Origin of the sequence: Frigidibacter sp. RF13, assembly GCF_026626305.1 — a bacterium.
GTDB lineage: Bacteria > Pseudomonadota > Alphaproteobacteria > Rhodobacterales > Rhodobacteraceae > TMP-24.
This window is the reverse complement of record NZ_JAPNUE010000001.1, coordinates 795,276-820,099: the sequence shown is the minus strand read 5'-3', so window position 1 is coordinate 820,099 and position 24,824 is coordinate 795,276. Positions and strand designations below refer to the sequence as shown.

Below are 24,824 nucleotides of genomic sequence, written 5' to 3'. Positions count from 1 at the left end.
CCCGTGCCGAGCCAATATCGGGACGCTTGACCGCGTAGCGCTTGGTCAAGACCAAGCGCCCGCCGACGACTGGGAGAACTCCGGAATGCCTCGTGCCAAATTGCGGGCACTTACAACTGTTGACCAACTTGTGGCGGAAGAGTGGATCGCGGGCGGCTCTGTTGTCGATATCCGTGACGTGGTCACCAATTTCAGCCTGAGAATCTCAGCGGAGATGCGTCAGGCCATAGGGTCCGGTGATCATGGGCTGCTGCGACAGTTCGTGCCGTCGGCGGCCGAACTGCGCGTGGGCCCCGAGGAACTGTCGGACCCGATCGGCGACCGGGCGCACATGCCGGTCGACGGGCTGACGCACCGCTATCCCGACCGGGTGATCCTTGCAGTTACACAGGCCTGCGATGTCTATTGCCGCTTCTGTTTCCGGCGCGAGGTGGTGGGGCAGGGCGGCCTACTGGGCGAGGCGGCGCTTGCGGCCGCGCTCGACTATATCCGCGCGACACCGGCGATCAACGAGGTGATCCTGACCGGTGGCGATCCGATGACGCTCGCGCCGCGCCGACTGCGAGGTATTCTTGAGGCGCTGGCGGAGATGGACCATGTTGCGCTGGTGCGGCTTCACAGCCGGGTGCCGGTCGTGGCGCCTGAGCGGATCGATTCGGCGCTGATCGCAGCGCTCGGCGCCCATCCTGCGGTCTGGATCGTCCTTCATTCGAACCATGCTGCCGAACTGACGGAAAATGCGCGGGCGGCACTCGGGCGCCTGTCGGCGGCGGGTATCCCGCTTCTTTCGCAGACCGTGCTTCTGCGCGGGGTGAATGACGATGCCGAGGTGCTCGCGCAGCTTTTCCGCAGCTTCCTCAGGCTGAAGGTGAAACCCTACTACCTGCACCACTGCGACCTTGCGCGCGGCACCAGCCATTTCCGTACAACGATCGCCGGGGGCCAGGCGCTGATGGCGGCGCTAAGGGGCCGTGTCTCGGGCACGGCGCTGCCGACCTATGTGATCGACATCCCGGGCGGGTTCGGCAAGGTGCCGGTCGCGGACCCTTGGGTCAGGGCCGGGTCTGACCCCGGCGCCTACCTTCTGACCGACTGGCGCGGGGGCGAACATCTCTACCGCGACCCGGAACGGGCAATCTAACCCGACTGAAAGAATCGGACTTTACAAATCTGACTCTTTCAATCATCTATATTCCGCAAGCCAGCCCGCCTCCGGGCAAGCCGTATCGATCACCCATGCCTGCGAGTTCGCGGGGCACATAGGAGGTTTCGGCCATGACGATAGCGGTGCCGGGCGACGGTTTTAATTTCGATACAGTGCCGGTGCATGATGCAACCCGGCTGACAGCGGGCGGTCCGCTCGCGCGGATCATCTTGAACGGTCAGGTCTATTCGCTGCGCATCACACGCGCGGGCAAGCTGATCCTGACGAAATGACGGGACATGGAACGGGAATGAAACAGACGGCTTTCGCACTTCTTCTGACGACAACCTGTGCCGGGGCGGCGGCCGCCGCCGACCGGGCCGCTGTGGTCGAAACCTATGCCGATATTGCGCAGGCGACGTATGAGGACAGTTTCACCACCGCCGTGGCCTTGCAGAAGGCGGTCGAGGCACTGATCGCCGAACCGTCCGACAAGACGCTGCAGTCCGCTCGCGCTGCCTGGACTGAGGCGCGCGCCTATTATCAGCAAAGCGAGGTCTTCCGGTTCGGCAATCCGGTCGTCGACGACTGGGAGGGCAAGGTGAATGCCTGGCCGCTCGACGAAGGTCTGATCGACTATGTCGATGTGTCCTATGGCGAATCCGAGGAAAACCCGCTGGCTGCCGCGAATATCATCGCCAATCCCAAGCTTGAGGTCGCGGGGCAGGAGATCGACGCCAGCGCCATCACGCCGGACCTGATCGCGGGCACCCTCCACGAGGCCGACGGCGTCGATGCCAATGTCGCCTCGGGCTATCACTCCATTGAGTTCCTGCTCTGGGGGCAGGATCTGAACGGCACTGGCCCCGGTCCGGGCGCGCGACCCTATACCGACTATCTGCAGGGCGAGGGCTGTACGGGGGGCAATTGCGACCGTCGCGCGGCCTATCTGCGGGCCGCGACCGATCTTCTGGTCTCGGACCCGTCCTACATGTCCGGCGCCTGGGCGCCGGGCGGTGAGGCGCGCGGTGTGGTAGCTGCCTCGCCCGAGGCCGGGCTTCTGGCGATGCTGACCGGGCTCGGCTCGCTCTCCTACGGCGAACTGGCGGGCGAGCGGATGAAGCTTGGCCTTCTGCTCAACGACCCGGAGGAGGAGCAGGATTGTTTCTCCGACAATACCTACAACAGCCATTATTACGACGGGATCGGCATGCAGAATGTGGTGACCGGCCATTACACCCGCGTGGACGGGACCGAGATCGCCGGTCCCTCTCTCCTCGATCTTCTGAAGGAGGCCGACGGAACGCTCGCGGGCCAGCTGGAAGGCCAGGTCAACGGGACGGTCGCTGCGCTTGGCGCGATCAAGGCCGCTGCGGAAGCTGGCATGTCCTATGACCAGATGCTTGCCCCCGGCAACAAGGAAGGCGAGGCGCTGATCGGTGGCGGGATCGAGGCGCTGGTCGCCCAGACCGCTACGATCGAACGTGCGGTCGGCGCGCTCGGCCTCGCGGCGGTGGCCTTCGAAGGGTCGGACAGCCTCGATAATCCCGGCGCGGTGTTCCAGTGACGGGCGGCGGACCGAACTGGCGGTGACCGGGACGGCAGGGTAAGAAGGGGCGAGGGTCAGAACATGAACCGCATCCGTCTTGCCCTGCCGCTTGCATTGGCTGTCCTGCCCGGAGCTACGCCTGCCGCGCCTATGGGCGATGCGCATCTGGAGGTCTTGCCGCTGAGCGCGGCAGAGGCGGCACGCCGCGACGAGGCCCTTGCGGCCTCCAGGGCCGGCACTGATTCAGCTTTCGAGCGTTCTGCCGGTGGCGCGGCGACCGTGCCGCGCGCGCCCGGAGAGGCGGCGCTGCGGGCGCCGTCGGCGAACATGACGGCCGACCGGCGGCTCGATTTCGAACTCGGCAAGGCGATCTTCGACAAGCTCTGGGTTGCGGCGCCAGCCTCGACCAAGGCCTCTGACGGGCTTGGGCCGCTTTATAATTCCCGCGCCTGCGCAGCCTGTCATATCCGCGACGGGCGCGGACGGGCACCGGGAGAGGAGGACGGCGGGACGGGCTCGCTTCTCTTCCGGCTCGGATCGGAGGGCGGGCCTGATCCCGTCTACGGCATGCAGTTGCAGGATCGCGCCGCGCCGGGACAAGTGGCGGAAGGCCGGGTGTCGCTGTCCTACGAGCCGCAATTGCTCACGCTGGCCGATGGCACGATCGTCACGCTTCGTGCGCCGCGCTACGCCCTGACCGATCCTGGCTTCGGGGCCTTTGCAACCGGGCTTGGCCTTTCCCCCCGCATGGCGCCGCCGATGACCGGGCTCGGCCTGATCGAGGCGATCCCCTCGGCCAACATTCTCGCCCTTGCCGATCCCGACGACAGCGACCGCGACGGGATTTCCGGCCGGGCGCGGATGGTCGCAAGCGCCGAATATGGCGGTGAGTTGCTGGGTCGCTTCGGTCTCAAGGCGGGCGTTGCCACGGTGCGCGAACAGGTGGCGCGGGCCTTTTCGGCTGACATGGGCCTTTCGACACCGCTCTTCCCCGACCCATGGGGCGACTGCACCGGCACCGAAACGGCCTGCCGCGCCGGGCCGCATGGGCAGGAACCGGAAGTGCGCGACGGGCTGGAGGTGGACGGGAAAAGCCTCGATCTGGTGACCTTCTACGCCCGCAACCTCGCGCCGCCCGCGCGCGACCGGACCGGCGATCCTCCGGTCGTGATAGGCAAGGCTTTGTTCCACGATCTCGGCTGCGCCGCCTGCCACCATCCGGCCTTCGTCACCGCCAAGCTCACCGACCGGCCGGAGCAAAGTTTCCAACTCATCTGGCCCTACAGTGATTTCCTCTTGCACGACATGGGGCCTGAACTGGCCGACACGGCATCCGAAACAGGGGCGGGCGCAGCGGAGTGGCGCACACCACCGCTTTGGTCTATCGGCCTTGCCCAAAGTGTCGATCCGGCCGTGGGCTATCTGCATGACGGGCGGGCGCGGAACCTCCTCGAAGCCATCCTGTGGCATGGCGGCGAGGCGGGAGCCGCGCGCGACCGTGTCATCGCCTTGTCGAAACCCGACCGCGATGCGCTTATCGCCTTTCTGGAGAGCCTGTGATGTGCCGACCGCTTCTCGCCGCGATTTTCCTCGCGACCCCTGCGCTTGCTGACTATCGCGAAGTCGTCGAGGGCCATATCCTGCCAGGCTACGCGGCCTTTGCCGCTGCGACGGACGATCTGGCCGAAAAGGCAGGGGAAAGCTGCGATGCGGAGGCGCTGAAACCGGCCTATCAGGCGGCGTTCGATGCCTGGATGGCGGTCTCGCACCTGCATCTCGGCCCGGCGGACGAGAAAGGCCGCGCGCTCGCCATCGCCTTCTGGCCTGACCCCAAGGGCCTTGGCGCCAAGGCGCAGCGCGGGCTTCTGACCGGCGATCCGGCGGCGCTGGCACCCGAGGCGTTCGCCGACCAGTCGGTCGCGGCGCGCGGGCTGATGGGGCTGGAGCGGCTCCCCTATCCCGACGAGCCGCCCGCCGCCGATCCCTGCGCGCTGATCCGGGCGACGGCGGGCGATTTGGCTCGGATGGCGGGCGAGATCGAGGCGGAGTGGCGCGACGGTTATGCTGATCTGATGCTGTCACCCGGCGCGGCAGGCAATGCCAGCTATCTGACCGAGCAGGAGGTGCGGCAGGCGCTGTTTACGCAACTCGCGACCGCGCTCGAATTCCTTGCCGATACCCGTCTTGGCCGACCCTTGGGCACCTTTGACCGGCCGCGCCCGGAGCGGGCCGAGGCGCGGGCCTCGGGGCGGAGCCTTGCGAACGTGCGCGCGGAACTGGCGGCGCTGCGCGACCTGACCGCGCGGCTGGCGCCCGAAGCGGCGGATACGCTCGCCGCCTTCGACCGGGCGATTGGATTGGCGGACAAGCTCGACGATCCGGTCTTTGCCGCTGTCGCCGATCCGCAGGGACGGCTGAAGGTCGAGATCCTGCAAGGCGCGGTGAAGACCGCGCGCGACACAGCTGTTGCGGAGCTTGGCAAGGATCTGGGCGTGAGCATCGGCTTCAATGCGGCGGACGGTGACTGAGATGGCGACGCGGCGCGGATTTCTGGCGGGACTTGCAGCAGCGGCGCTGCCTGCCCGGATGAGCTGGGCGGAAGCGGGCAGCCCCGCCTTTGTGGCGGCAGGCAGGGAAGGGGAGGGCTACAGCCTGCATGGGCTGACCGGGCAGGGCGAGGATATCTTCCGCATCGCGCTTCCCGCGCGTGGCCATGCGGCGGCGGCCCATCCAGTCCGGGCCGAGGCCGTGGCCTTCGCCCGGCGCCCCGGCACTTTTGCCATCGTGCTGAATTGCGTGACGGGCAAGGTATGCCACCGCCTGACCCCGCCCGAAGGGCGCCAGTTTAACGGCCATGGTGTCTTTTCGGCAGACGGATCGGTGCTGATGACGTCAGAGGTGGTGGCGGACGTCTCCGAAGGTCGCGTCGGCCTGTGGGAGGCGGAGACCTATCGTCGGATTGGCGAATGGCAGACCGGCGGAATCGGCCCGCACGACATGAAGCTTCTGCCCGGCGGACGGCTCGTCATTGCCAATGGCGGGATCGAGACCGACCCGACCGACCGGACGAAGCTGAACATTGACCGGATGCAGCCGAACCTGAGCCTTCTGGACACCGAGGGACGGATCATCGAACAGCTGGAGCTGGACCTCGACCTGCATCAGAATTCGATCCGCCATCTGGCTACCCATGGCGACCGGGTGGCCTTTGCCATGCAATGGGAAGGCGATCCGGCGATCGCCGTGCCGCAACTCGGCGTCTGGCAGCCGGGCGGGGCGGTGATGTTGTGTCCGCCGGTTGAGGCCGAGGCATTTGTCATGCAGGGCTATGCCGGGTCCATCGCCTGGACGGCGGACGGCGCGCGGATTGCGATCACCTCGCCCAGGGGCGGGGCGGTGATGCTCTTCGATGGCGCCGGCGCTGTGCTTTCCACGCATCGCAGGGCCGATATCTGCGGCGTGGCAGCCGAAGGTTCGGGCTTTGTCGCGACGGATGGGCTGGGCGGTATCTGGGCCTGCGATGAAAGAGGCCTCAGGCCGCTTGCGAAGGGCGGGTCCGCCTGGGACAATCACCTCGTCTCCTGCCGGGTCTGATCAGTCGGCAAGGCCCGCCGCGCTGAGGTAGGCGGCAGAGGCGAAGATGTCGCGGATTTGGGCCAGTTCGACGATGAGGCGCGGCATTTCCGGCAGTTTGGCAAGCTGGGTGAAGACCGCGTGCCAGTGGATTGATCCCTTGCCGATCTGCCAGTGCCGGTCCGCGACGCCGTCTGCGTCCTGCAGATGGACATGGGCAAGCGCCGCCCCTGCCGCATGGACGAAGACATCGACGGGCGGCGCGCCGGTCGAGCCATGGGCATAATGCGCATGGCCGGTGTCGAGCGAGACGCGGACGGCGGGCGAGTTGAACGAGGCCGCGAGCGCCACACGCTCGGCCGGGTCCTTGTCCTCACAATTCTCGATCACGAAGGTCAGCCCGTGGTCTTCGGCCCGCTTCACGGCGGGGCCGAGGCAGCGGTGGGTGCGCTCGAGGATCGCGGCTGTGTCGTCGTAATGGGTGCCGCGATTGTACCAGTGCCAGGTCGTGTAGGGGCTGTGGATCACGATATGGCCCAATCCCCGGCCCCGGTCGAGGCCGATGGCGGCCGAAAGCGCCGCGTCGAGCCTTGCCTGCACGATGGCGCGGACCTCGGGGTCGGGCGTGTCGATGAAGAGGCCCTCAAATGGTCCGTGGATGCCCACGCGGCCCTTGTGGCCGTCAAGGAGCGGACCGGCGCGCTCGACCGTGTATGTCCAGCGGCCTTCCACCAGCGCGCCGACCGGCACGAGATCCTGAATTTCAAGGTCCCGGTCGCGGTCGAAGACGAAGTCCCGCAAGCCCTCGACCCGTTCAAGTGCGTCGAGGGTGAGGGCGACGCCGAGGGTGGGGCGGCTGTTTTTCATGGCGGGGCTCCAGACTCTGTCGGCGCCAGACTAGTCCGGCGCCGTGGAAATGGAAGCCCGGGGCGATGGACAAACGGAAGAGGCCGGGGGCGCTGCCCCCGGACCCCCGAGGTACTTGGGCCAAGATGAAGGGCAGATGTCTGCCCTTTGCCCCTCAGCCCGCCGCCGCGACGGCGCGGCCGGTCAGGACCTTCACCAGATTGGCGCGGTAGGCGGCGCTGCCGTGAAGGTCGCTGATCATGTCGTCGCCCGACAGCGACAGGCCGTCGACCGCACCCGGCGCGAAGGACCGCGAGAGTGCCGCTTCGGCCTCGGTCCAGCGGAATACCCCGCCCTGGCCCGCGCCGGTGACTGCGACGCGCACGCCCGTCCCGAATTTCGCGACGAAGACGCCGGTGAGGGCAAAGCGCGAGGCGGGTTGCTGGAACTTCACATAGGCGGCCTTCTCCGGGATCGGGAAACGGACCTCGGTGACGATCTCGCCTTCGTCCAAGGCCGTCGAGAAAAGGCCCTGGAAGAAGTCGTCGGCGGCGATCTTGCGCTTGCTGGTCACCACGGTCGCGCCGGATCCCAGAACCCCGGCCGGGTAGCAGGCGGCGGGGTCGTTGTTGGCGATCGAGCCACCGATCGTGCCGCGATTGCGCACCGCAGGGTCGCCGATGCCACCCGCGAGCGCGGCAAGCGCGGGATAATGTGCGGCAGCCTCTTTCGCGACCGTGGCATGCGTGGTGGCTGCCCCCACATGCAGTCCGCCGTCGCCCCTGCAGACCCCTTTCATCTCGGCGATGCCGGTGAGGCTGACGAGGACGGCGGGCGCGGCGAGGCGCTGCTTCATCGTCGGCAGAAGGGTCTGGCCGCCCGACAGGGCCTGCGCGCCGTCCGATGACAGGGCTTTCACCGCATCGGCAATCGAGGCGGGTTTGACGAAATCGAAATTATGCATGGCTCCCTCCTCTCAGCCGTGGATCGCCTGCCAGACCCGCGAGGGCGAGACCGGCATGTCGATATGTTTGACGTGGGTATGGCCGCCCCGGTGCAGCGCGTCGATCACCGCATTGACGACGGCGGGCGGCGAGCCGATGGCGCCCGCCTCGCCGCAGCCCTTCACGCCCAGGGGATTGTGGGTGCAGGGCGTCTGGCAGGAATAATCGACATTGTAGAAGGGCACATCGCCCGCGCGCGGCATCGCATAATCCATGTAGGAGCCGGTCAGAAGCTGGCCGGTGTCGTCATAGGTGGTGTTCTCGCACAGCGCCTGGCCGATGCCCTGGCCGACGCCGCCATGGACCTGCCCCTCGACCACCATCGGGTTCATGATGTTGCCGAAATCGTCCGCGCAGTGGAAGGCGACCACGTCCACCTTGCCGGTCTCGGCATCCACCTCGACTTCGCAGATGTAGGCGCCTGCGGGGTAGGTGAAGTTGGCCGGATCATAGAAGGCGGTTTCCTCTAACCCCGGTTCCAGCGTTTCCAGCGGGTAGTTGTGCGGGACATAGGCCGAAAAGGCGATCTCGCCGAAGGTCTTGGCCTTGTCGGTGCCCGCGACCGAGAAGCTGCCGTTTTCGAAGGTGATATCCTCCTCGGCGGCTTCCAGCATATGGGCCGCGATCTTCTTGCCCTTGGCGACGATCTTGTCGATGGCCTTGGTGACGGCGACCCCGCAGACCGCAAGCGAGCGCGAACCGTAGGAGCCCATGCCGAAGGGGATTTTCGACGTGTCGCCATGGACGATCTCGACCGAGGCTTCGGGCACGCCGAGCTTTTCGGCGACGATCTGGGCGAAGACCGTCTCGTGCCCCTGCCCATGGCTATGGGCCCCGGTCATGACGCTGATATTGCCGGTCGCGTTCACCCTGACCGTCGCCGCGTCATAAAGGCCGACGCGGGCACCGAGGACGCCGACGAGGTGCGACGGTGCGATGCCGCAGGCCTCGATCCAGGTCGAAAGCCCCATGCCGCGCAGCTTGCCGCGTTTGGCCGAGGCTGCCCGGCGCGCCTCGAAACCGGCGACATTGCCGATCTCGATCGCCTTGTCGAGCGTCGCATGGTAGTTGCCGGTGTCGTAGGCGAGCCCGACCGGGGTCGTGTAGGGGAACATATCGGTCGTGATGAAGTTCTTCCGGCGCACTTCGAACGGGTCGAGGCCAAGCTCGCGGCACATCTTGTCGATCACCCGTTCCAGCGAATAGGTCGCCTCGGGCCGCCCTGCGCCGCGATAGGCATCAACTGGCGCGGTGTTTGTGAAGACCGTCTTCACGTTCACATAGACGTTCGGCACCTTGTAGGGGCCGGCCATCAGCGTGCCATGCAGGAATGTGGGCGTCACAGTGGCGAAGTTCGAGAGATAGGCGCCGACATTGGCCATTGTCTCGGTACGGAAGGCGATGAAGGTGCCGTCCTTCTCGCAAGCAAGCTCGATCTTCGTCACATGGTCGCGGCCATGGGCGTCGGACAGGAAGCTTTCCGACCGTTCAGCCGTCCAGCGCACGGGGCGGGCGAGTTTCTTCGCCGCCGCAAGCACCACGGCCTCTTCGCCGTAATGGTAGATTTTCGAGCCGAAGCCGCCGCCCACGTCGGGCGCGACAACCGTCAGCTTGTTTTCGGGGATGCCGAGCACGAAGGCCGCCACCAGAAGTCGGGTGAGGTGCGGGTTCTGGCTGGTCGTCGTCAGCTTGTAATCGCCGGTGCCGGGGAAATATTCGCCGATCGAGGCGCGGGGTTCCATCGCGTTCGGCACAAGGCGGTTGTTCACCAGCTCAAGCACAGTGACATGCGGCGCCGCCTTGATCGCGGCATCGACGGCAGCGCGGTTGTCCTCGATCCAGCCCCAGTCATAGCAGAGGTTGTCGGGGATCTCGTCATGGACGCGGTTCGAGGCGTTCGCAACGGCGGCGGCCATGTCGATGATCGCGGGAAGTTCCTCGATATCACTGTCGGCGGCAAGCTGTTCGGCCGCGTCCTTGGCCTCGGCGTAGCTCTCGGCCACCACTGCGGCATAAGCGTCGCCCACGTGACGGACCTTGCCGTGTGCCAGAACCGGGCGCTTCGGTTCGCGCATCGGCGTTCCATCGCGCGAATTGATCAGCCATCCGGCCGGGTTGCCGCCCACATCCTTGAAATCCTCGCCGGTGAAGACGGCAAGGACGCCGGGCATCGAGGCGGCGTTCGACGTGTTGATCGACTTGATCCGGCCATGTGCTACCTGAGAGCGGACGAAGACCGCATAGGTCTGTCCGTGCAGGTTCATGTCGTCGGTGTAGACCCCGCGACCAGTCAGGAAGCGGATATCCTCGCGGCGCTTGGAGCTGGCGCCAATTCCATGATCTTTCGGCATTTTCCCCTCCCTCATTCCGCCGCGACGGCCGACACGTCCTGTCCGGACGCGGCAAGGACCGCCTTGACGATATTGTGGTAGCCGGTGCAGCGGCAGATATTGCCGTCGAGGTAGTGGCGGACGTCAGCCTCGCTGGGCTTGGGGTTCTCGGCCAGAAGGGCCGCCGCCGACATTACCATGCCCGGCGTGCAGAAGCCGCATTGCAGGCCGTGATGATCCTGGAACGCCTGCTGTATCGTCCCTAGCGAGCCGTCGGCATTCGCCATTCCCTCGATCGTGCGCACCTCTGCGCCAGCGACGTCCATTGCAAAAACGGTGCAGCTTTTTATCGCCTTGCCGTCCACGTGCACCACGCAGGCCCCGCATTGCGACGTGTCACAGCCGACATGGGTGCCAGTCAGGCCTAACCCTTCACGCAAAAAGGCGGACAGAAGCGTCCGCCCCTCCACCTCGCCGGAAACGGCCCGGCCGTTCACGGTCATCGAGACTTTCGTCATCCTGTCCTCCCTTGGATCATTCCTTGGTACCTTCGGCGGCTCAGCCGCCCACGAGCCGTTTGAACCAGCCTTTCTTTTCCGTTGGCGCCTCGCCCTCCGCCTCTGCAGGTTCCTCTTCGGGTCCCTCGACTGCCATTTGAAACCGTTCGAAGAACTGGTCAGCGAGCTTCTTGGCGAAACTGTCGATCAGGCGGCTGCCGAGCTGAGCAATCTTGCCGCCGACATTGGCATCGACCGTGTAGGTCAGCCGCGTCCCGTCGCCCTCCGGCGCAAAACCCACCTGCGCGCTGCCCTTGGCGAAACCCGCAGCCCCGCCCTTGCCCTCGCCCGACAGCGTCAGGCCTTCGCCGGGGCGCAGGTCAGACAGGCTGACGACGCCGGTGAACCGGGCCGAGACCGGGCCGATCTTCTGCAAGACCACCGCCTCATAGCCCGTCTCGGGTGATCCGGTCAGGCTTTCGCAGCCCGGAATGCAGGCTTTCAGCACCGCGGGGTCGAGGATCGCGCGCCAGACTGTATCGGTATGGGCACGGATAAGACGTTCGTCAGTCAGTTGCATCGGCGCGGCTCTCCCCCGTGGCTTGGCGCTGGCTGGTGGCAACTCTAGGGGCTCGGCGTGGCCTCGGCTATTTGACCTTGGTCGTAGTCCCGGCTGCGGGCCAGTCTGGTTGCGATCGGCGCGATTCGTCCATAGGTTGTGCATAAGCCCGCGTCATGTCCGACCTTTGGCCAGTTGCCCGGAAGCGATGGCTTGCTATGGTCGGACCTGGAGGGAGAGCAGCCGTGCGCACCGAGGCCGCAACCGGACCAAAGGCCCTGACCTCGGCGCTTATCGTCGAGGACCATCCCCTGTTTTCCGAAGCCTTGTCGATGACGCTGAGCGCCTTCCTTGGGGTCGAGCGGATCGAAACGGCCGACCGGATCGAGGGGGCGATCAGCCATCTCGCCTCCGGCGCACGTCCCGATATCGTCGTCCTCGACCTCAACCTGCCCGACGTCAGCGGCATGGACGGGCTGATCCGCATCGCCCGAGTGGCGCGGGGCGTGCCGGTCCTTGTCGTTTCCTCGATGGCGGAGCCGCGCGTCATCGGCGCGGCGCTTAAGGCCGGTGCGGCGGGGTTCGTGCCGAAACACAGTGCGCGCGACGTCTTTCGTGCCGCCTTCGCGGCGATCGGCGCGGGTAGAACTTACGTGCCCGACGGCTATCAGCCGAGCAGTGCCGCCGAGGAAGACCCGATAGAAAGGATGCGGCTTCTGACCCCGCAGCAGGCGCGTATCCTGCAACTGATCTGCGAGGGGCGGCTGAACAAGCAGATCGCCTATGACCTGTCGATTGCCGAAACGACAGTGAAGGCCCATGTCACCGCGATCATGCGTAAGCTTGGTGTCTTCAGCCGCACACAGGCGGTGCTGATGGCCAAGGGCGTCGATTTTGCCACGCTCTTGTCAGGGCGCGACGGTGCTGCGTAACCTCCCGCAGCGGAGGAATGAATGAGCGGCGCGCAGACAGTTCTGACGTCCTGGGCCGAGGCCGGAGATGTGCTGCGCGTCGCAGTTGCGCCGGCGCGCCCGACCGAAGCCGACGGCGATCCTGTCGAACAGATCGCCGCGACGCTCGCCGGTTCGCACCTTGCCGCAGTCTTTCTCTTCGTTTCGCCCGAGGCGGACGCGGCAGCCATTGCCCGGCGCGCCAGCGCACGGTTCGCGCCGGTGCCGGTGATCGGCTGTACGACCGCAGGCGAAATCTCGCCCGATGGCTATGTCGAAGGCCAGATCCTCGCCATCGGCCTGCCTGCCGGCCTCTTCGCCGTAGAGACACGACTGGTGCCCGACCTTGACGATCTGGTGGGCGAGCGGCTGATCAGCGACATGATCCGCGCGCGACAGGCGCTGACACGCGCAAGGCCCGATTGGGAAGGCGAGTTCGCCTTCGTCATGGTCGACGGCCTGTCGCGCCGGGAAGACGAGCTGACCGCAGCCCTCGCGGCAGCACTCGGGCCGGTGCCGCTGTTTGGTGGCTCGGCAGGCGACGGGCTGAGGTTCGGCAATACATTCGTCTTTCACCAAGGGCACGCGCTACAGAAGGCCGCCGTGATCACCTTCGTGCGCAGCCGTTGCCGGGTGAAGGTCTTCAACCTCGACCATCTGGTGCCGACCGACCAACGCATGGTGGTGACCGGCGCCGACCCCGCGCGGCGCATCGTTCACACGATCAACGCCGAACCCGCCGCCTTCGAATATGCGCGGCTTCTTGGCAAAGACCCCACACAGCTCACGACCTTCACTTTCGCCGCCCATCCGGTCGTCGTCCGCTTCGGCGGGCGCCATCACGTGCGCTCCATCCAGCGGATGGAGGCGAACGGTGATCTGCATTTCTTCTCGGCCATCGGCGAGGGTCTGGTGCTGACGCTGGCCGAACCGCAGGACATGGCCGACCATCTGGCGCACGAGCTTGACGCGCTCGGGCAACGGGAACCTCCGGCTGCGATCCTGGCCTGCGACTGCGTGCTGCGTCGGATCGAGGCGCAGGAGAAACAGGCCTTCGGCCGCCTGTCCGACCTTCTCCGTCGCCACCGGGTCGTGGGCTTTTCGACCTATGGTGAACAGCTGGGCGCCATGCACGTGAACCAGACGATGACCGGTGTGGCGATCTATCCACCTGAGGAGGGCGCGCCATGACGCTCTCACTCGTCAATCCTGCGGACCCGCCGGAACGGCAGCGTGAAAAGCTGATCCAAATCGCCGAGGTGCTGATGCGGCGGGTGGAGCAGGCAACTGACGACGGCGGCGCCGCCTATGCGCAGTTCCAGCGTGCGGTGATGCTGGAAGATCAGGTGCGTGAACGCACGCGCGAACTGGAACGGGCGCTTGACCTTCTCAACGGCTCGAACGCCCTTCTGGCTGCCGCAACGCGCGAGGCAGAGGCGGCGCGCCAGAACCTCGCCAATGCGATCGAGACGGTACAGGAAGGCTTCGCGCTTTTCGGTGCAGACGAGCGGCTTGTCCTGTGCAACTCGCGCTTCGGGATGCAGCTTGGCGATATCCAGCAGGCGCTGCGTCCGGGCCTTCCCTTCACCGACTATGTGGCACTGGTCAGCGCGTCAGCCGACCTTGCGCGCGAGCCGGGCGTCAGCGCGGCAGCCTGGGCCGAACGGCGTCTGCGACGCCATGGCGACCGGCATGTGATCTTCACCGTGCCGTTGACGGGCGACCGCTGGGTTCAGGTCTCCGAACATCGTACGCCCGACGGCGGTACCGTCATCATCCAGACCGACGTAACGGAAATCATCCGGCTGGAACGGCAGGAACGCGGCAAGCTTCTCGACGAACAGGCGCGTATCATCCGGGCGACGCTTGACCATCTGGGGCAGGGGGTCGGCATCTTCGACCGGGAGCGGCGGCTTTTGGGCTGGAACCGCCAGCTGGCGGATCTTTTGTCGATACCGGTCGGCCGGTTGCGCCTTGGCGCCGGGTTCGGCAGCCTCGTCACAGCGCTTGGCACCGAGGTCCGGTTCGGCGGCGGTTTCGAACTCGACCGGCTTCTCGCCTGGGTCGCGTCAGAAGAGCCGCGCCCTGCGTTGACCTTCGAGCTCGCACGCGGCTCGGAGACGGTTCTTGCGGTCTTTGCCGAGGAAATGCCTGACCGGGGCTTTGTGATGAGCGTGACCGACATCAGCACCGAACGGTCGGCGCTACGCGCGATCTCCGAGGCGAAGGAGACGTTGGAACAGAGGGTGCAGGACCGGACGGAGGATCTGGCCCGCGCGCTTGAGGAGGCCGAGCGCGCCAATGCGGCGCGCGCGCGCTTCGTCGCGGCGGCGAGCCATGACCTGCTGCAACCCCTCTCCGCTGCCAAACTCTTCATGGCCGCTGCCGCCGACGGGACGACGGGCGACAGGGCCGCGTCTGGCGCCCTTGAAAAGGCGCAGAATGCGCTTGGCAGCGTCGAGCAGATTCTGGAGGCGCTTCTTGATATTTCGCGGCTCGAGGCGGGCCGCGTGGCGATCGACCCCGGCCCTGTCGATCTTGGACGCCTCCTGCGCCAGCTCTCGGACGAATTCGCGCCGCTTGCCGCGCGCAAGGGCCTCGATTTCCGGATCGTGCCGACCTCTGCGATGGTCGAAAGCGACGCCACTTACCTGCGGCGCATTCTGCAGAACCTGATCGGCAACGCGATCCGCTATACCTTGCAGGGCAGGGTGCTGGTGGGGGTCCGGCGCGGCCCTGGCACCGTGCGGGTCGAGGTGCGCGACACCGGCCCCGGCATTCCCGAGGCGGAACACGCCAGCATCTTCCGCGAATTTCACCGCATTGGCGGCCGTGCTTCGGCGTCGGAGGGCATGGGGCTCGGCCTCGCCATCGTCGAGCGGGCGGCGGCGATCCTCGGCCACCCGCTCGATCTTGCTTCGGAGGTCGGGCAGGGTACCTGCTTTGCGCTCACGCTGCCCTTGACCGCGCTGGCTTCTGCCGGGGCGCACACCGGCGCAGGCTGGGCCGCGCCGGCAGAGGCGCCGGGCGGCCAGATCGTCTGTCTGATCGAGAATGACGAAGGCGTGCGGCGTGCCCTGTCGCTGCTTCTGGAAAAATGGGGTTTCAGCGTGATCGATGTCGCAACCGGGGAAGAGGCGCTCGCACTTGTCGCAGACATGGGCGTGGTGCCGGATCACTTCCTCGCTGACTTTCATCTCGGCACAGGAATGGACGGCGCAAGCTGCCTGGAGGCTCTGAGCGCGGCCTATGGTCCCGTCCGGGCGCGTCTGATCAGCGCCAACCGCTCGACCGAGGTCGAACGACGCGCGGCGCAGTGGGGGCTGTTGCAAAAACCGCTCCGGGCTGAGGAACTGGCGGCATTTCTGCTGGGATAGCGGACCGGAAAGGTCCGGATGCAACCCGCCGCGCCCGAGATGACGGCGCCGCTATGCCAGACTAAGGCGCATGTCGCAGCGGTCGAGGCCCTGGCCGAACCCGTCGCGCGTGATCTGCGTGACAGCAAAACCGAACCTCTCATAGAAGCCGCGCGTGTGCTGGCTCGTGGAGAGGATGACCTCGTCGATCCCGGGAAGGGCGCGGGCCAGTGCGAGGCGCGCCTCGGTCAGCTGCGTGCCAAGTCCCGTTCCGTGAAGCGGGCGATCCACCATACCCCAGGAAAGGCCTGCGCAGCGGCTGCCGGGGGCTCTTTCCAGCCCACCGCAGGCGATCACCAGCCCGTCGAACTCCAGCACCAGATAGGGCGCCGCCCACGTTGCGGTGTCATGCAGGAACTGGATGAATTCCGCCCGTTCCGTCGGATCGAAGAAATCGGGCAGGTTGCCGTCGAAGATCGACAGGCAACGGTCGAAATCGCTGGGCTCATAGGCGCGGGACAGGATGTCGTTCATGGCTGTGTCAGAATGATTAGCCGCCGCGCGCCGCACCCCGGTCGCGGGGGAGCGGGCGGGTCGGGATCTCCTTCAGGAGGCCGCCCACACCCATAGTCGCAATATCCTCGTCGGTAACGGCAAGGCCACAGGCGAGCCTCTCTAGAACCCAGTCCGCGCCATTGAGCGCGGGTGAGCGGGCGCAGCCGGGCAGGCCGATCACCGGACGGCCGCGCAGAGTGCCGTGGAAGAGCAGGTTGCCGGGATCGACCGGCATGCCGAACCGCGCCACATGCCCCCCCGCGCGGCGCAGCGCCTGAGGCGCGGTGTCGTGAAGATCAGAGGTGGCGGCGCCGGTGAGGATCAGGATCAGCGCCGCATCGCAGGCGCTGATAGCCTCAGACAACGCCCTCTCCTCATGCGGGACCTCGACGGCCCCGCTGAGGTCGATCCCGAGGGCTGTCAGCCGCTTGCGCACCGCTTCGCGACCCTTCGCGGCAAGTTTCGGGTCATCCCCCGGGGCGCGCGTCAAGATGAGGGCGGCAGAGCGCAGCACGACCGGGCGCACCCGGATCGCGGCGCGGGCGCTCTCGGCTGCGACTTCAAGGACCGGACCCGCGACGGCATAGGAGATGATCTTGACGGTTCCAACCAGCGTTCCGGGCGCGACCCGGGCATGATTGGGCAGGGTTGCGAGCGTGATCGCCGGATCGGTGCGGTTCAGCGTATGAAGCCCGGCTTCATCAAGCGCAACGATCCCTGGCCGGTCCGCCACCAGATTGACACGGCCGGCATGGGGCTGCGTGAGGCGCAGGCCTACCTCTGCGGGCGCGGGGACCAACGCGGCCGCTAGCCTGCTTGCTGCCTCATCCTCACCCACGTCCCCCGGTTCAAGTTGCGCGACTGTCACTGTCTGAATGCCATGCGCGCGAAGCTCCGAAATCTGCTCAGCTTCAATGAGTGTGCCCTTCGCCAGCTTCCGGTCGCCGAGCTTCATCGAATGCGCGAGGATCGCGCCCAGAGTCGCCTCGACCGGTCGTGGGCCGAACTTCATGTCTCGTGCCGTGCGGGGCGTCTCAGCGCCGCGGTGACTTCCGCCATGATCGCCACCGCGATCTCGCCGGGGCTCTTCGCGCCGATATCAAGACCGACGGGGGCATGGATGCGGGCGATTTCAGCTTCGGTGAAGCCCGCGTCCGTCAGGCGCGCCACGCGCTTCGCATGGGTGCGGGTGGAGCCTAGGCAACCGAGGTAGAAGATGTCGGAGCGGAGCGCCGCGCGGATCGCCGGATCGTCAAGCTTCGGATCATGGGTCAGCGTCACGACAGCGGTGCGCGCGTCGAGGCCGAAGGAGCGCAAGGCCTCGTCCGGCCAGTCCTGACTGAGCCGTTCGCCGGGAAAGCGCGCAGGCGAGCCGAAGGCCTCGCGCGGGTCTATGAGCAGCGGGTCGTAGCCGCAGGCGCGGGCAAGCGGCAAGAGCGCCTGGGCGATATGAACCGCACCGACGACAGCCATGCGCAGTGGTGGATTGTGGATTACCGTGAAGTCAGCCTCGTCCACCCCCGACTGGTCGGCGCGGAAGCGGGCGGCGAGCGGCCCGTCCGGCCCTGCGAGCCTGCGCGACCAGCTCTCGAGGTTCACCACATAGGCGCGCGGCAGACGTGCGGCGCGGGCCGCGACGATGTCGGCCAAGAGGCCTTCAGGCATGGCCTTGCCCACCGGCTCGACCAGCACGCGGATGGTGCCGCCGCAGGCAAGACCCACCGCGAACGCATCCTCGTCGGCGACCCCGAAGGTCAGAAGGCGCGGTTTGCCGTCCTGCAGCGCCTCAAGCGCCTCGGCGACCACGGCGCCCTCGACGCAACCGCCAGAGACCGAACCTGCCATTTCGCCCGTCCCGGAGACTGCAAGTTGTGATCCGGCCGGGCGCGGGGCGGAGCCCCAGGTCTCGACAACGGTTGCAAGGACGGCACCCGTGCCAGCCCGGTACCAGGCAAGCGCGCGTTCGGGAATCTGGTCATGATCGGCGGTCGACATGGGGAGACTATGATCCGGGACGGCGCGCCGCGCCACTGCCAAAAGGTCGAAAGTGGCGGCGGCGGTCAGGGGCGCAAGAGGGTCATCAGCCGGTCCTTCTCGCCAGTGCCCGCTGAGGCGGAAAGCGCGGCACCGAGCGCGGCGAGAGAGGCGACCGAATGGCCGGCGATCAGCGTGTCGACATGGGGTAGCATGGTGGCAATGCCACGCGCGCGGGGGGCGAAGCCCTGAAAGCGCAGGAGCGGATTGATCCAGACGAGGCGGCGGCTGGCGAGATGCAGCCGTTCCATTTCCCGGGCGAGATCGCTCGCCGGATCGCGGTCGAGCCCATCGGTGATCAGAAGAACCACCGCGCCCTGTCCCACCACGCGGCGCGACCAGTCGCGGTTGAAGGCATGCAGGCAGCCGCCGATCCGTGTGCCGCCCTGCCAGTCCTGCGCCTCGGCGCCTGCCGCCGCCAGCGCCTGATCGACATCGCGTCGCGCGAGATGGCGGGTGATGTTCGTGAGCCGCGTGCCGAAGGTAAAGGCGTGGACTTTTGCCCAGCCGCCCGCGCCCCGTTCGTTCGCGACCGCATGCAGGAAATGCAGGACCATGCGGCTGTAATGCGACATCGACCCCGATATGTCGCACAGGACCACGAGATTGGGCTGACGTTCCCGCCGCCTGCGGGTGGCGAGCGTGCCGATCTGGCCGCCGCGCCGGAGGCTCAGCGCGATCGTCCGGCGCCAGTCCGCGATCGGGCCGCGCGCGTCGGGTGAGGTGCGGCGCGAGGCGAGCGGCGGGACCGGCAGGCGAAGCCGCGCGATCATCCGACGGGCCTCGGCCATCTCGGCGGGTGTCATCTGTTCGAAATCGAGCGTGCGAAGCCGCTCTTCGCCCGAGGACGTGCCGGTCGCGTCACCTTCGATCTGCAGCTCTTCTTCGGGTGCGGGCGGGGCCTCGATGCCTTCGGCGATCATCCCGTCGAGCAGCGCCGCCGCCGCGCGTTTTTCCGCAGCGGCTGCCTTGCGGTCTTCCTGCGTGCCGCGGATCGAGGGCAGCAGGAGGCTCATCATCTGTTCCAGATAGCGCGGATCGCGCCAGAAGAGGCGGAAGGTCTGGGCAAAGACGGCGCGATCCTCGGGGCGCGAGACGAACGAGGCGTGCAGCGTCCAGTAGAAATCCCGCCGGTCGGTGAAGCCTGCCGCCGCGACCGCGCGGATCGCGCCGAGGACCCGGCCGGGGCCGAGGCGCAGACCGGCCTTTCTGAGGGCGCGGGCGAAATGGGTGATATTGGCGGCAAGCTTGCCGTCTTCGGGGATGTCGGGGAGTGAAATTCCTGACGGCGGCAATGCCTAAGTCCTACAGGACACAAGAAACGCAGCCCAAATCGCACAGAGCGTAGGAACGGCGAACGACCAACCGACGACATAAAGCCACGCAACTTTACTAAATATCCATCTGGATTTCTCTAAACGGCGAAGTTCCGCTGCTATGCTCGCAAGCTGCCCTGTATCAGTTGGAGAGCCCTTCCTGTTGTCCTCAAGCAGTTCTTCGAGCTCTTCAGCGACAAACACGAGTCGTCCTTTGATACGCCCGCCGCCGGGAAACATGGTCTCGACGCCCTTCTCCGTCATTGCTGCGTTCCAGCGCCCCAAGCTGGTGAGGTCGCAAAGCCAATTGACAAGAAGCCCTATCCAGAGCGTCAGGATGATCCAAAGCGACGCCGCGCTAGCTTGTTCCTCTGTGATTCCCACACCGAGCAGATTCAATCCAGCCAGATCGACATCGAGATAGTGAATTAACAGCTTCGCTCCACAGAGGGAAAGAAGCGCGCGACCCGAAGCGATCGTGGAGCGGCTGACAAGTGCCTCGTTGCTAAAGTTCATAACTGATTCAACTCCGCGCGCGCCTCGTTCAGCAATCGCGCGGCCTCCGATCCGGCGATCTTCTGGATGTCGTCCTGATATTTCAGGATCGCGCCCAGGGTGTCGGCGATTACCTCGGGCGAGAGGGCGATCACGTCGAGCGCGAGGAGGCATTTGGCCCAGTCGATGGTTTCGGCGACGCCCGGGCGTTTGAAGAGGTCCTCGGTGCGGAGCCTTTGGACAAAGGCTACGATCTCGCGGCTGAGGCTTTCGGTTGCCTCGGGGGCGCGGGCCTGCACTATCGCCATTTCGCGGTCGAAGGCAGGGTAATCGACCCAGTGATAGAGGCAGCGGCGTTTCAGTGCGTCATGGATCTCGCGCGTGCGGTTCGAGGTGAGGATGACGATTGGCGGTTCCGGCGCGCGGATGGTACCGAGTTCCGGGATCGTGACTTGGAAGTCCGACAGTGCTTCCAGAAGGAAGGCTTCGAACGGCTCGTCGGTGCGGTCGATCTCGTCGATCAGCAGGACCGGCGCCCCGCCCGGCTGGGGGCGCATCGCGGCGAGGAGCGGGCGTTCGATCAGATAGTCCTCGGTGAATAGCTCGGCGCGGAGCGCCTGCCGGTCGGCGCCGCCCTGGGCCTCGGCGCTGCGGATGGCGATCATCTGGGCGGCGAAGTTCCAGTCGCAGACGGCGGAGGCCTGATCGAGCCCTTCGTAGCATTGCAGCCGGATCAGGCGGCGGCCGAGCGCCTGGGCAATGGCCTTGGCGATCTCGGTCTTGCCGACGCCCGCCTCGCCTTCGAGGAAGAGCGGACGGCCGAGGCGGAGGGCGAGGAAGGTGACAGTGGCGAGCGCGCGGTCGGCCACATAGCCTTGCCGGTCGAGGAGGGCCGCGACCTCGTCGATGCTGGCGGGAACGGTGGTCACGGTGCCTCCTCTGATCGTGGCCATGCTTCAGCCTCGCGCGGCGCAGGTCAAGGGTGGAGGCGGGGCAGGGGTCTACGACCTTCGGCGTAGAGGCGGATCAGGGCAGCACGATATCCGCCGGTCCCGACCCGTCGCGGACGCGGCGGATGTTCGGCAGGTCATTGGTGGCGATCCAGTCTTCTGCAGCGGCTTCCGACCGCCCGTAGTGCGCCCAGCGAGCGCGAAGGCGGCGGAGAAGCTCCTCCTCCGGCGGGTCCAGCATGATTGTCAGGTCAAGGCGGCGCCTGATGTCGCGCCATGGCGCTTCGTCAAGGAGGAGGTAATTGCCCTCGACGATCAGGATCCGGTGATCCTCGGTCACCAGATCGGCGGCGGCACGGGACAATTCCATGCCCCGGTCGAAGATCGGGATGGCGACGCGCACCTCTGTCCTGAGACGGGCGAGGAGGTGCAGAAAACCTGCGGCGTCGAAGGTTTCCGGCGCGCCCTTCCGGCTGGAGAGCCCGAGCATAGCCAGAAGCCTGTCGTCATAATGGAACCCGTCCATCGGTACGACCTTTGCCATCTCGCCGAGGTGCCGCGCCAGATCGGCGGCAAGCGTCGATTTGCCCGAACCGGGGGGGCCGGCGAGGCCCGCGAGAAAGCGGGCGCCGCTGGCAGCTTCGGCGCGGGTCCGGATCAGATCGGCCAGCGCCTCGGGCGTCATGCGGCGTCCGCGTCCATGCCGTCGGGCAGTTTGGCGCCGGTCATGAAAGCGACTGCATCGGCCATCGTATATTCCTTGGGGTCGATGACGCAGAGCCGGCGGCCCAGCCGGTGGATGTGGATGCGGTCGGCGACCTCGAACACATGCGGCATGTTGTGGGAGATGAGGATGATCGGGATGCCGCGCGCCCGGACGTCGCGGATGAGTTCCAGCACCCGGCGGCTTTCCTTCACGCCAAGCGCGGCGGTCGGTTCGTCGAGGATCACCACTTTCGAGCCGAAGGCCGCGGCGCGGGCCACTGCCACGCCCTGCCGCTGGCCGCCCGAGAGCGTTTCGACCGGCTGGGTTATGTCCTGGATGGTCATCAGGCCCAGTTCGCTGAGCTTGTCGCGGGCGAATTGTTCCATCCGCGTCCGGTCCATCTTGCGAAAGAGGCTGCCCATCACGCCCGGCGCCCGCCATTCACGGCCGAGGAACATGTTGTCGGCGATCGAGAGCGCGGGCGAGAGGGCGAGGTTCTGGTAGACCGTCTCGATCCCGGCCTGGCGCGCCTCGTCGGGGGAGCGGAAGTGGACGGGCTTGCCGTCCAGCTCGATCGTGCCGTGGTCGGGCGCCACCGCGCCGGACAGCGCCTTGATCAGCGTCGACTTGCCCGCGCCATTGTCGCCGATGACCGCGATGATCTCGTTAGGCATCAGCTCGAAGTCGGCGCCGTTCATGGCCACCACGGTGCCATAACGCTTCATCAGGCCACGGGCGCTGAGGATCGGTTTCACGGTCATTGCGAGGCCCTCCGCAGCCATTGGTCGAGTGCTACCGCGATGATGACGAGGCAGCCTGCCGCGAACATCTGCCAGTAATCGTCCACCCCGGCGAGCGAGAGGCCGGTGTTGAAGACGCCGACGATGAAGGCGCCGAGGACGGAGCCGACAATCGAGCCGCGCCCGCCGAAGAGTGAGGTGCCGCCGATCACCACGGCGGTGATCGAGCCGAGGTTCACCGTCTCGAACGCGATGGGCGAGACGGACCCTACGCGGCCGATGGCGATCCAAGCGGCGAAGCCGCAGATCAGGCCTGCGACGGCGTAGACGGATATGAGCGTGCGGTCGACATGGATGCCCGAGAGCATCGCGGCGTCGGGATCATCGCCCACTGCATGAACGTGACGGCCCCAGGCGGTGTGGTTCAGGACATACCAGAGAAGTCCCGCCAATAGGATCAGCGTAATGCCGCCATAGGAGATCGAGGCGCCAGCGATGTTGTAGCCCTGGCCGAACCAGAGGAGGCCGGGCGATTTGTCGACGATATCGGCATTGCGGATCGACTCCGACTGCGAATACCAGAGCTTCAGCGAAGTGAAGACCGACAGCGTGCCGAGCGTCACGATGAAGGGCGGCAGCTTGACGCGCGCGACGAGGAGGCCGTTTGCGAGCCCCATCACGCCGCCGGTCGCGATGCCGATGGCGACCGCGATCAGGACGGGCGTGCCGCCGATGGCGAGGTTGCCCATCACGAGCGAGGAAACGACGAGGATCGCGCCAACGGAAAGGTCGATGCCGGCGGTCAGAATGATCAACGTCTGGGCAAGGGCGACGAAGCCGGTGACCGTCACCTGCTTCAGAACCGTCGACAGGGCGCCGATGCCGAAGAAGCGCGGCGCGACGATCGAGAAGGCGGCGATCGAGATCAGAAGCACAAGCGCCGGGATCATCGTCGGATTGCGCCTGAGGAAATTGCGCAAGACGTGGATGAAGGTGCGGTCGTCCTGTTCGAATGAGGCCACCGCCGCGTCGGCGCGGTTGAGGGTGGATTCGAAATCGGAAATGGTCTTCGTCGGCGCGTCTGGTGTGCTCATGTCAATCTTCCCCTGCCGGGCGCATGCCGGTCAGGGCGCGCGCCTTGTGAAGAAGGGCGACTGTAAAGCCGCCCTTCCACATATCAAGCCACTCGTGACGAACCTCAGCCCCAGCAGAGTTCGGTGCCCTTTGTGGAGTCGATCGATTCGACGCCCTCGACCGGCTGGTCGGTGACGAGGTTCACACCGGTGTTGAAGAAGGACAGGCCTTCGGAGGCGGCGGGCTTGGTGCCGTCGGCGGCGTAGGCCGCGATCGCCTCGATGCCCTTCGAGGCCATCAGCAGCGGATATTGCTGCGAGGTGGCGCCGATCACGCCCGACTTGACCGAGGCGACGCCGGGGCAGCCGCCGTCGACGGAAACGATGATCGCCTGGCCTTCCTTGCCTGCATTCTTCAGTGCCTGGTAGGCACCTTCGGCGGCGGGTTCGTTGATCGTGTAGACGACGTTGATGTCGGGATCCTTGGCCAGAAGCGTTTCCATCGCGCGGAGGCCGCCTTCGGGGTTCGCGTCCGAGGATTCATGGCCGATGACGCGCGGGTCGTTTTCCGAACCCATCACGGAGAGATCCGGAACCTCGATGCCGAAGCCGACGAGGAAGCCAGTGTCGCGGGCGACGTCGACCGAGATATTGTCCTTGTTGATGTCGAGCATGGCGATCTTCGCATTGGCGACGCCGTCAGCGCCGAGCTTGCCTGCGGCCCATTTGCCGATGCGCAGGCCCGCCTCGAAATTGTCGGTGGCGAAGGTCATGTCCTGGGCTTCGGGATCGGCAATCGGCGTGTCGAGCGCGATGACGAGGATGCCGGCTGCGCGGGCGTCCTTCAGCGCCGGGATGACGCTGTCGTTCGAGGCAGTGATCAGGATCCCCTTTGCGCCGGCGGCCATGCAGTTTTCGATCGCGGTGATCTGCGGGGCGGCGTCGCCGTCCTTTTCACCGGCATAGGCCTGGAAGTCGAGGCCGGCGGCGGTCGCGGCCGCTTCGGCGCCTTCCTTCATCTTCACGAAGAAGGGGTTGGTGTTGTTCTTGGTGATGAGGCAGGCGAGATCGGCGGCCGAAGCAGCGCCCGCGGTGAGCGCGAGGGCAGCGGCCCCCATGAGCGCGGTGGTCTTGAACGTCATATTAT

Annotated in this window: 24 protein-coding genes; 9 read left to right on the top strand and 15 right to left on the bottom strand. The window is 66.4% G+C overall.

All coding sequences use genetic code 11. The features are described from left to right. Positions 1-85: 85 nt before the first annotated feature. From OU426_RS03990 to OU426_RS03965, 6 genes are all read left to right on the top strand, one after another. Entirely contained in the window at positions 86-1,141 is a 1,056-nt protein-coding gene (locus OU426_RS03990; RefSeq protein ID WP_267632550.1) for a lysine-2,3-aminomutase-like protein, read from the top strand. Between the two features lie 134 nt (positions 1,142-1,275). Beyond that, positions 1,276-1,437, top strand: a complete 162-nt coding sequence (gene hemP / locus OU426_RS03985) for a hemin uptake protein HemP (RefSeq protein WP_267632549.1) — start codon at positions 1,276-1,278, stop codon at positions 1,435-1,437. Between the two features lie 17 nt (positions 1,438-1,454). Further along, positions 1,455-2,711 carry an imelysin family protein gene (locus OU426_RS03980; RefSeq protein WP_267632548.1) on the top strand — a complete coding sequence of 419 codons (1,257 nt, stop codon included), beginning with the start codon at positions 1,455-1,457 and terminating at the stop codon, positions 2,709-2,711. A 63-nt stretch (positions 2,712-2,774) separates the two neighbouring features. After that, positions 2,775-4,253 (top strand): di-heme oxidoreductase family protein, encoded by a 1,479-nt coding sequence (locus tag OU426_RS03975; RefSeq protein WP_267632547.1) that lies wholly within the window; start codon positions 2,775-2,777, stop codon positions 4,251-4,253. After that, complete coding sequence (locus OU426_RS03970) at positions 4,253-5,221, top strand: imelysin family protein (RefSeq protein ID WP_267632546.1); 969 nt, start codon at positions 4,253-4,255, stop codon at positions 5,219-5,221. The genes OU426_RS03975 and OU426_RS03970 overlap by 1 nt, the downstream gene beginning before the upstream one ends. A gap of 1 nt (position 5,222) precedes the next feature. Beyond that, positions 5,223-6,287 carry a DUF1513 domain-containing protein gene (locus OU426_RS03965; protein WP_267632545.1) on the top strand — a complete coding sequence of 355 codons (1,065 nt, stop codon included), beginning with the start codon at positions 5,223-5,225 and terminating at the stop codon, positions 6,285-6,287. On the opposite strand, the gene OU426_RS03960 is transcribed toward OU426_RS03965, so the two are convergent. The 5 genes from OU426_RS03960 to OU426_RS03940 all read right to left on the bottom strand — a co-directional run bounded on the left by OU426_RS03960 (position 6,288) and on the right by OU426_RS03940 (position 11,523). Beyond that, complete coding sequence (locus OU426_RS03960) at positions 6,288-7,133, bottom strand: sugar phosphate isomerase/epimerase family protein (protein ID WP_267632544.1); 846 nt, start codon at positions 7,131-7,133, stop codon at positions 6,288-6,290. A 154-nt stretch (positions 7,134-7,287) separates the two neighbouring features. Continuing rightward, entirely contained in the window at positions 7,288-8,076 is a 789-nt protein-coding gene (locus OU426_RS03955) for an FAD binding domain-containing protein (RefSeq protein WP_267632543.1), read from the bottom strand. A 12-nt stretch (positions 8,077-8,088) separates the two neighbouring features. Next, positions 8,089-10,467, bottom strand: coding sequence for a xanthine dehydrogenase family protein molybdopterin-binding subunit (locus OU426_RS03950; RefSeq protein ID WP_267632542.1), 2,379 nt, complete (start codon positions 10,465-10,467; stop codon positions 8,089-8,091). A gap of 11 nt (positions 10,468-10,478) precedes the next feature. Beyond that, positions 10,479-10,964, bottom strand: a complete 486-nt coding sequence (locus OU426_RS03945; protein ID WP_267632541.1) for a (2Fe-2S)-binding protein — start codon at positions 10,962-10,964, stop codon at positions 10,479-10,481. 40 nt (positions 10,965-11,004) lie between these two features. Continuing rightward, the gene (locus OU426_RS03940; protein ID WP_267632539.1) at positions 11,005-11,523 is read right to left on the bottom strand and encodes an SRPBCC family protein; all 519 of its coding nucleotides are present in this window, start codon (positions 11,521-11,523) and stop codon (positions 11,005-11,007) included. A gap of 224 nt (positions 11,524-11,747) precedes the next feature. Here OU426_RS03940 and OU426_RS03935 point away from each other — a divergent pair, with 224 nt between their 5' ends. The 3 genes from OU426_RS03935 to OU426_RS03925 are packed head-to-tail and all read left to right on the top strand — an operon-like array spanning position 11,748 to position 15,829. Then, entirely contained in the window at positions 11,748-12,434 is a 687-nt protein-coding gene (locus OU426_RS03935) for a response regulator transcription factor (protein ID WP_267632538.1), read from the top strand. Between the two features lie 21 nt (positions 12,435-12,455). Then, positions 12,456-13,643 carry an FIST N-terminal domain-containing protein gene (locus OU426_RS03930; protein WP_267632537.1) on the top strand — a complete coding sequence of 396 codons (1,188 nt, stop codon included), beginning with the start codon at positions 12,456-12,458 and terminating at the stop codon, positions 13,641-13,643. After that, a complete protein-coding gene (locus OU426_RS03925) occupies positions 13,640-15,829 on the top strand; it encodes a hybrid sensor histidine kinase/response regulator (RefSeq protein ID WP_267632536.1) in 2,190 nt (729 codons plus the stop codon). Before OU426_RS03930 ends, OU426_RS03925 begins: the two co-directional genes overlap by 4 nt. Positions 15,830-15,880: 51 nt before the next feature. Here the strand turns inward: OU426_RS03925 and OU426_RS03920 are convergent, their stop codons facing one another. The 10 genes from OU426_RS03920 to OU426_RS03875 all read right to left on the bottom strand — a co-directional run bounded on the left by OU426_RS03920 (position 15,881) and on the right by OU426_RS03875 (position 24,819). Then, positions 15,881-16,342 carry a GNAT family N-acetyltransferase gene (locus OU426_RS03920; RefSeq protein WP_267632535.1) on the bottom strand — a complete coding sequence of 154 codons (462 nt, stop codon included), beginning with the start codon at positions 16,340-16,342 and terminating at the stop codon, positions 15,881-15,883. 16 nt (positions 16,343-16,358) lie between these two features. Further along, entirely contained in the window at positions 16,359-17,375 is a 1,017-nt protein-coding gene (locus OU426_RS03915) for a molybdopterin-binding protein (RefSeq protein ID WP_267632534.1), read from the bottom strand. After that, on the bottom strand, positions 17,372-18,358 hold the full coding sequence (locus OU426_RS03910) for an XdhC family protein (RefSeq protein ID WP_267632533.1): 987 nt from the start codon (positions 18,356-18,358) through the stop codon (positions 17,372-17,374). The genes OU426_RS03915 and OU426_RS03910 overlap by 4 nt, the downstream gene beginning before the upstream one ends. Positions 18,359-18,423: 65 nt before the next feature. Beyond that, positions 18,424-19,692, bottom strand: a complete 1,269-nt coding sequence (locus OU426_RS03905) for a vWA domain-containing protein (RefSeq protein ID WP_267632532.1) — start codon at positions 19,690-19,692, stop codon at positions 18,424-18,426. Positions 19,693-19,695: 3 nt separating this feature from the next. Continuing rightward, entirely contained in the window at positions 19,696-20,229 is a 534-nt protein-coding gene (locus OU426_RS03900) for a hypothetical protein (protein ID WP_267632531.1), read from the bottom strand. Further along, positions 20,226-21,137 carry an AAA family ATPase gene (locus OU426_RS03895; protein ID WP_267632530.1) on the bottom strand — a complete coding sequence of 304 codons (912 nt, stop codon included), beginning with the start codon at positions 21,135-21,137 and terminating at the stop codon, positions 20,226-20,228. The genes OU426_RS03900 and OU426_RS03895 overlap by 4 nt, the downstream gene beginning before the upstream one ends. 97 nt (positions 21,138-21,234) lie before the next feature. After that, positions 21,235-21,843, bottom strand: a complete 609-nt coding sequence (locus OU426_RS03890) for an AAA family ATPase (protein ID WP_267632529.1) — start codon at positions 21,841-21,843, stop codon at positions 21,235-21,237. Next, the gene (locus OU426_RS03885) at positions 21,840-22,625 is read right to left on the bottom strand and encodes an ATP-binding cassette domain-containing protein (RefSeq protein ID WP_267632528.1); all 786 of its coding nucleotides are present in this window, start codon (positions 22,623-22,625) and stop codon (positions 21,840-21,842) included. The genes OU426_RS03890 and OU426_RS03885 overlap by 4 nt, the downstream gene beginning before the upstream one ends. Further along, positions 22,622-23,698, bottom strand: a complete 1,077-nt coding sequence (locus tag OU426_RS03880) for an ABC transporter permease (RefSeq protein WP_267632527.1) — start codon at positions 23,696-23,698, stop codon at positions 22,622-22,624. The genes OU426_RS03885 and OU426_RS03880 overlap by 4 nt, the downstream gene beginning before the upstream one ends. A 104-nt stretch (positions 23,699-23,802) precedes the next feature. Then, positions 23,803-24,819, bottom strand: a complete 1,017-nt coding sequence (locus OU426_RS03875) for a substrate-binding domain-containing protein (RefSeq protein ID WP_267632526.1) — start codon at positions 24,817-24,819, stop codon at positions 23,803-23,805. Positions 24,820-24,824 lie beyond the last annotated feature (5 nt).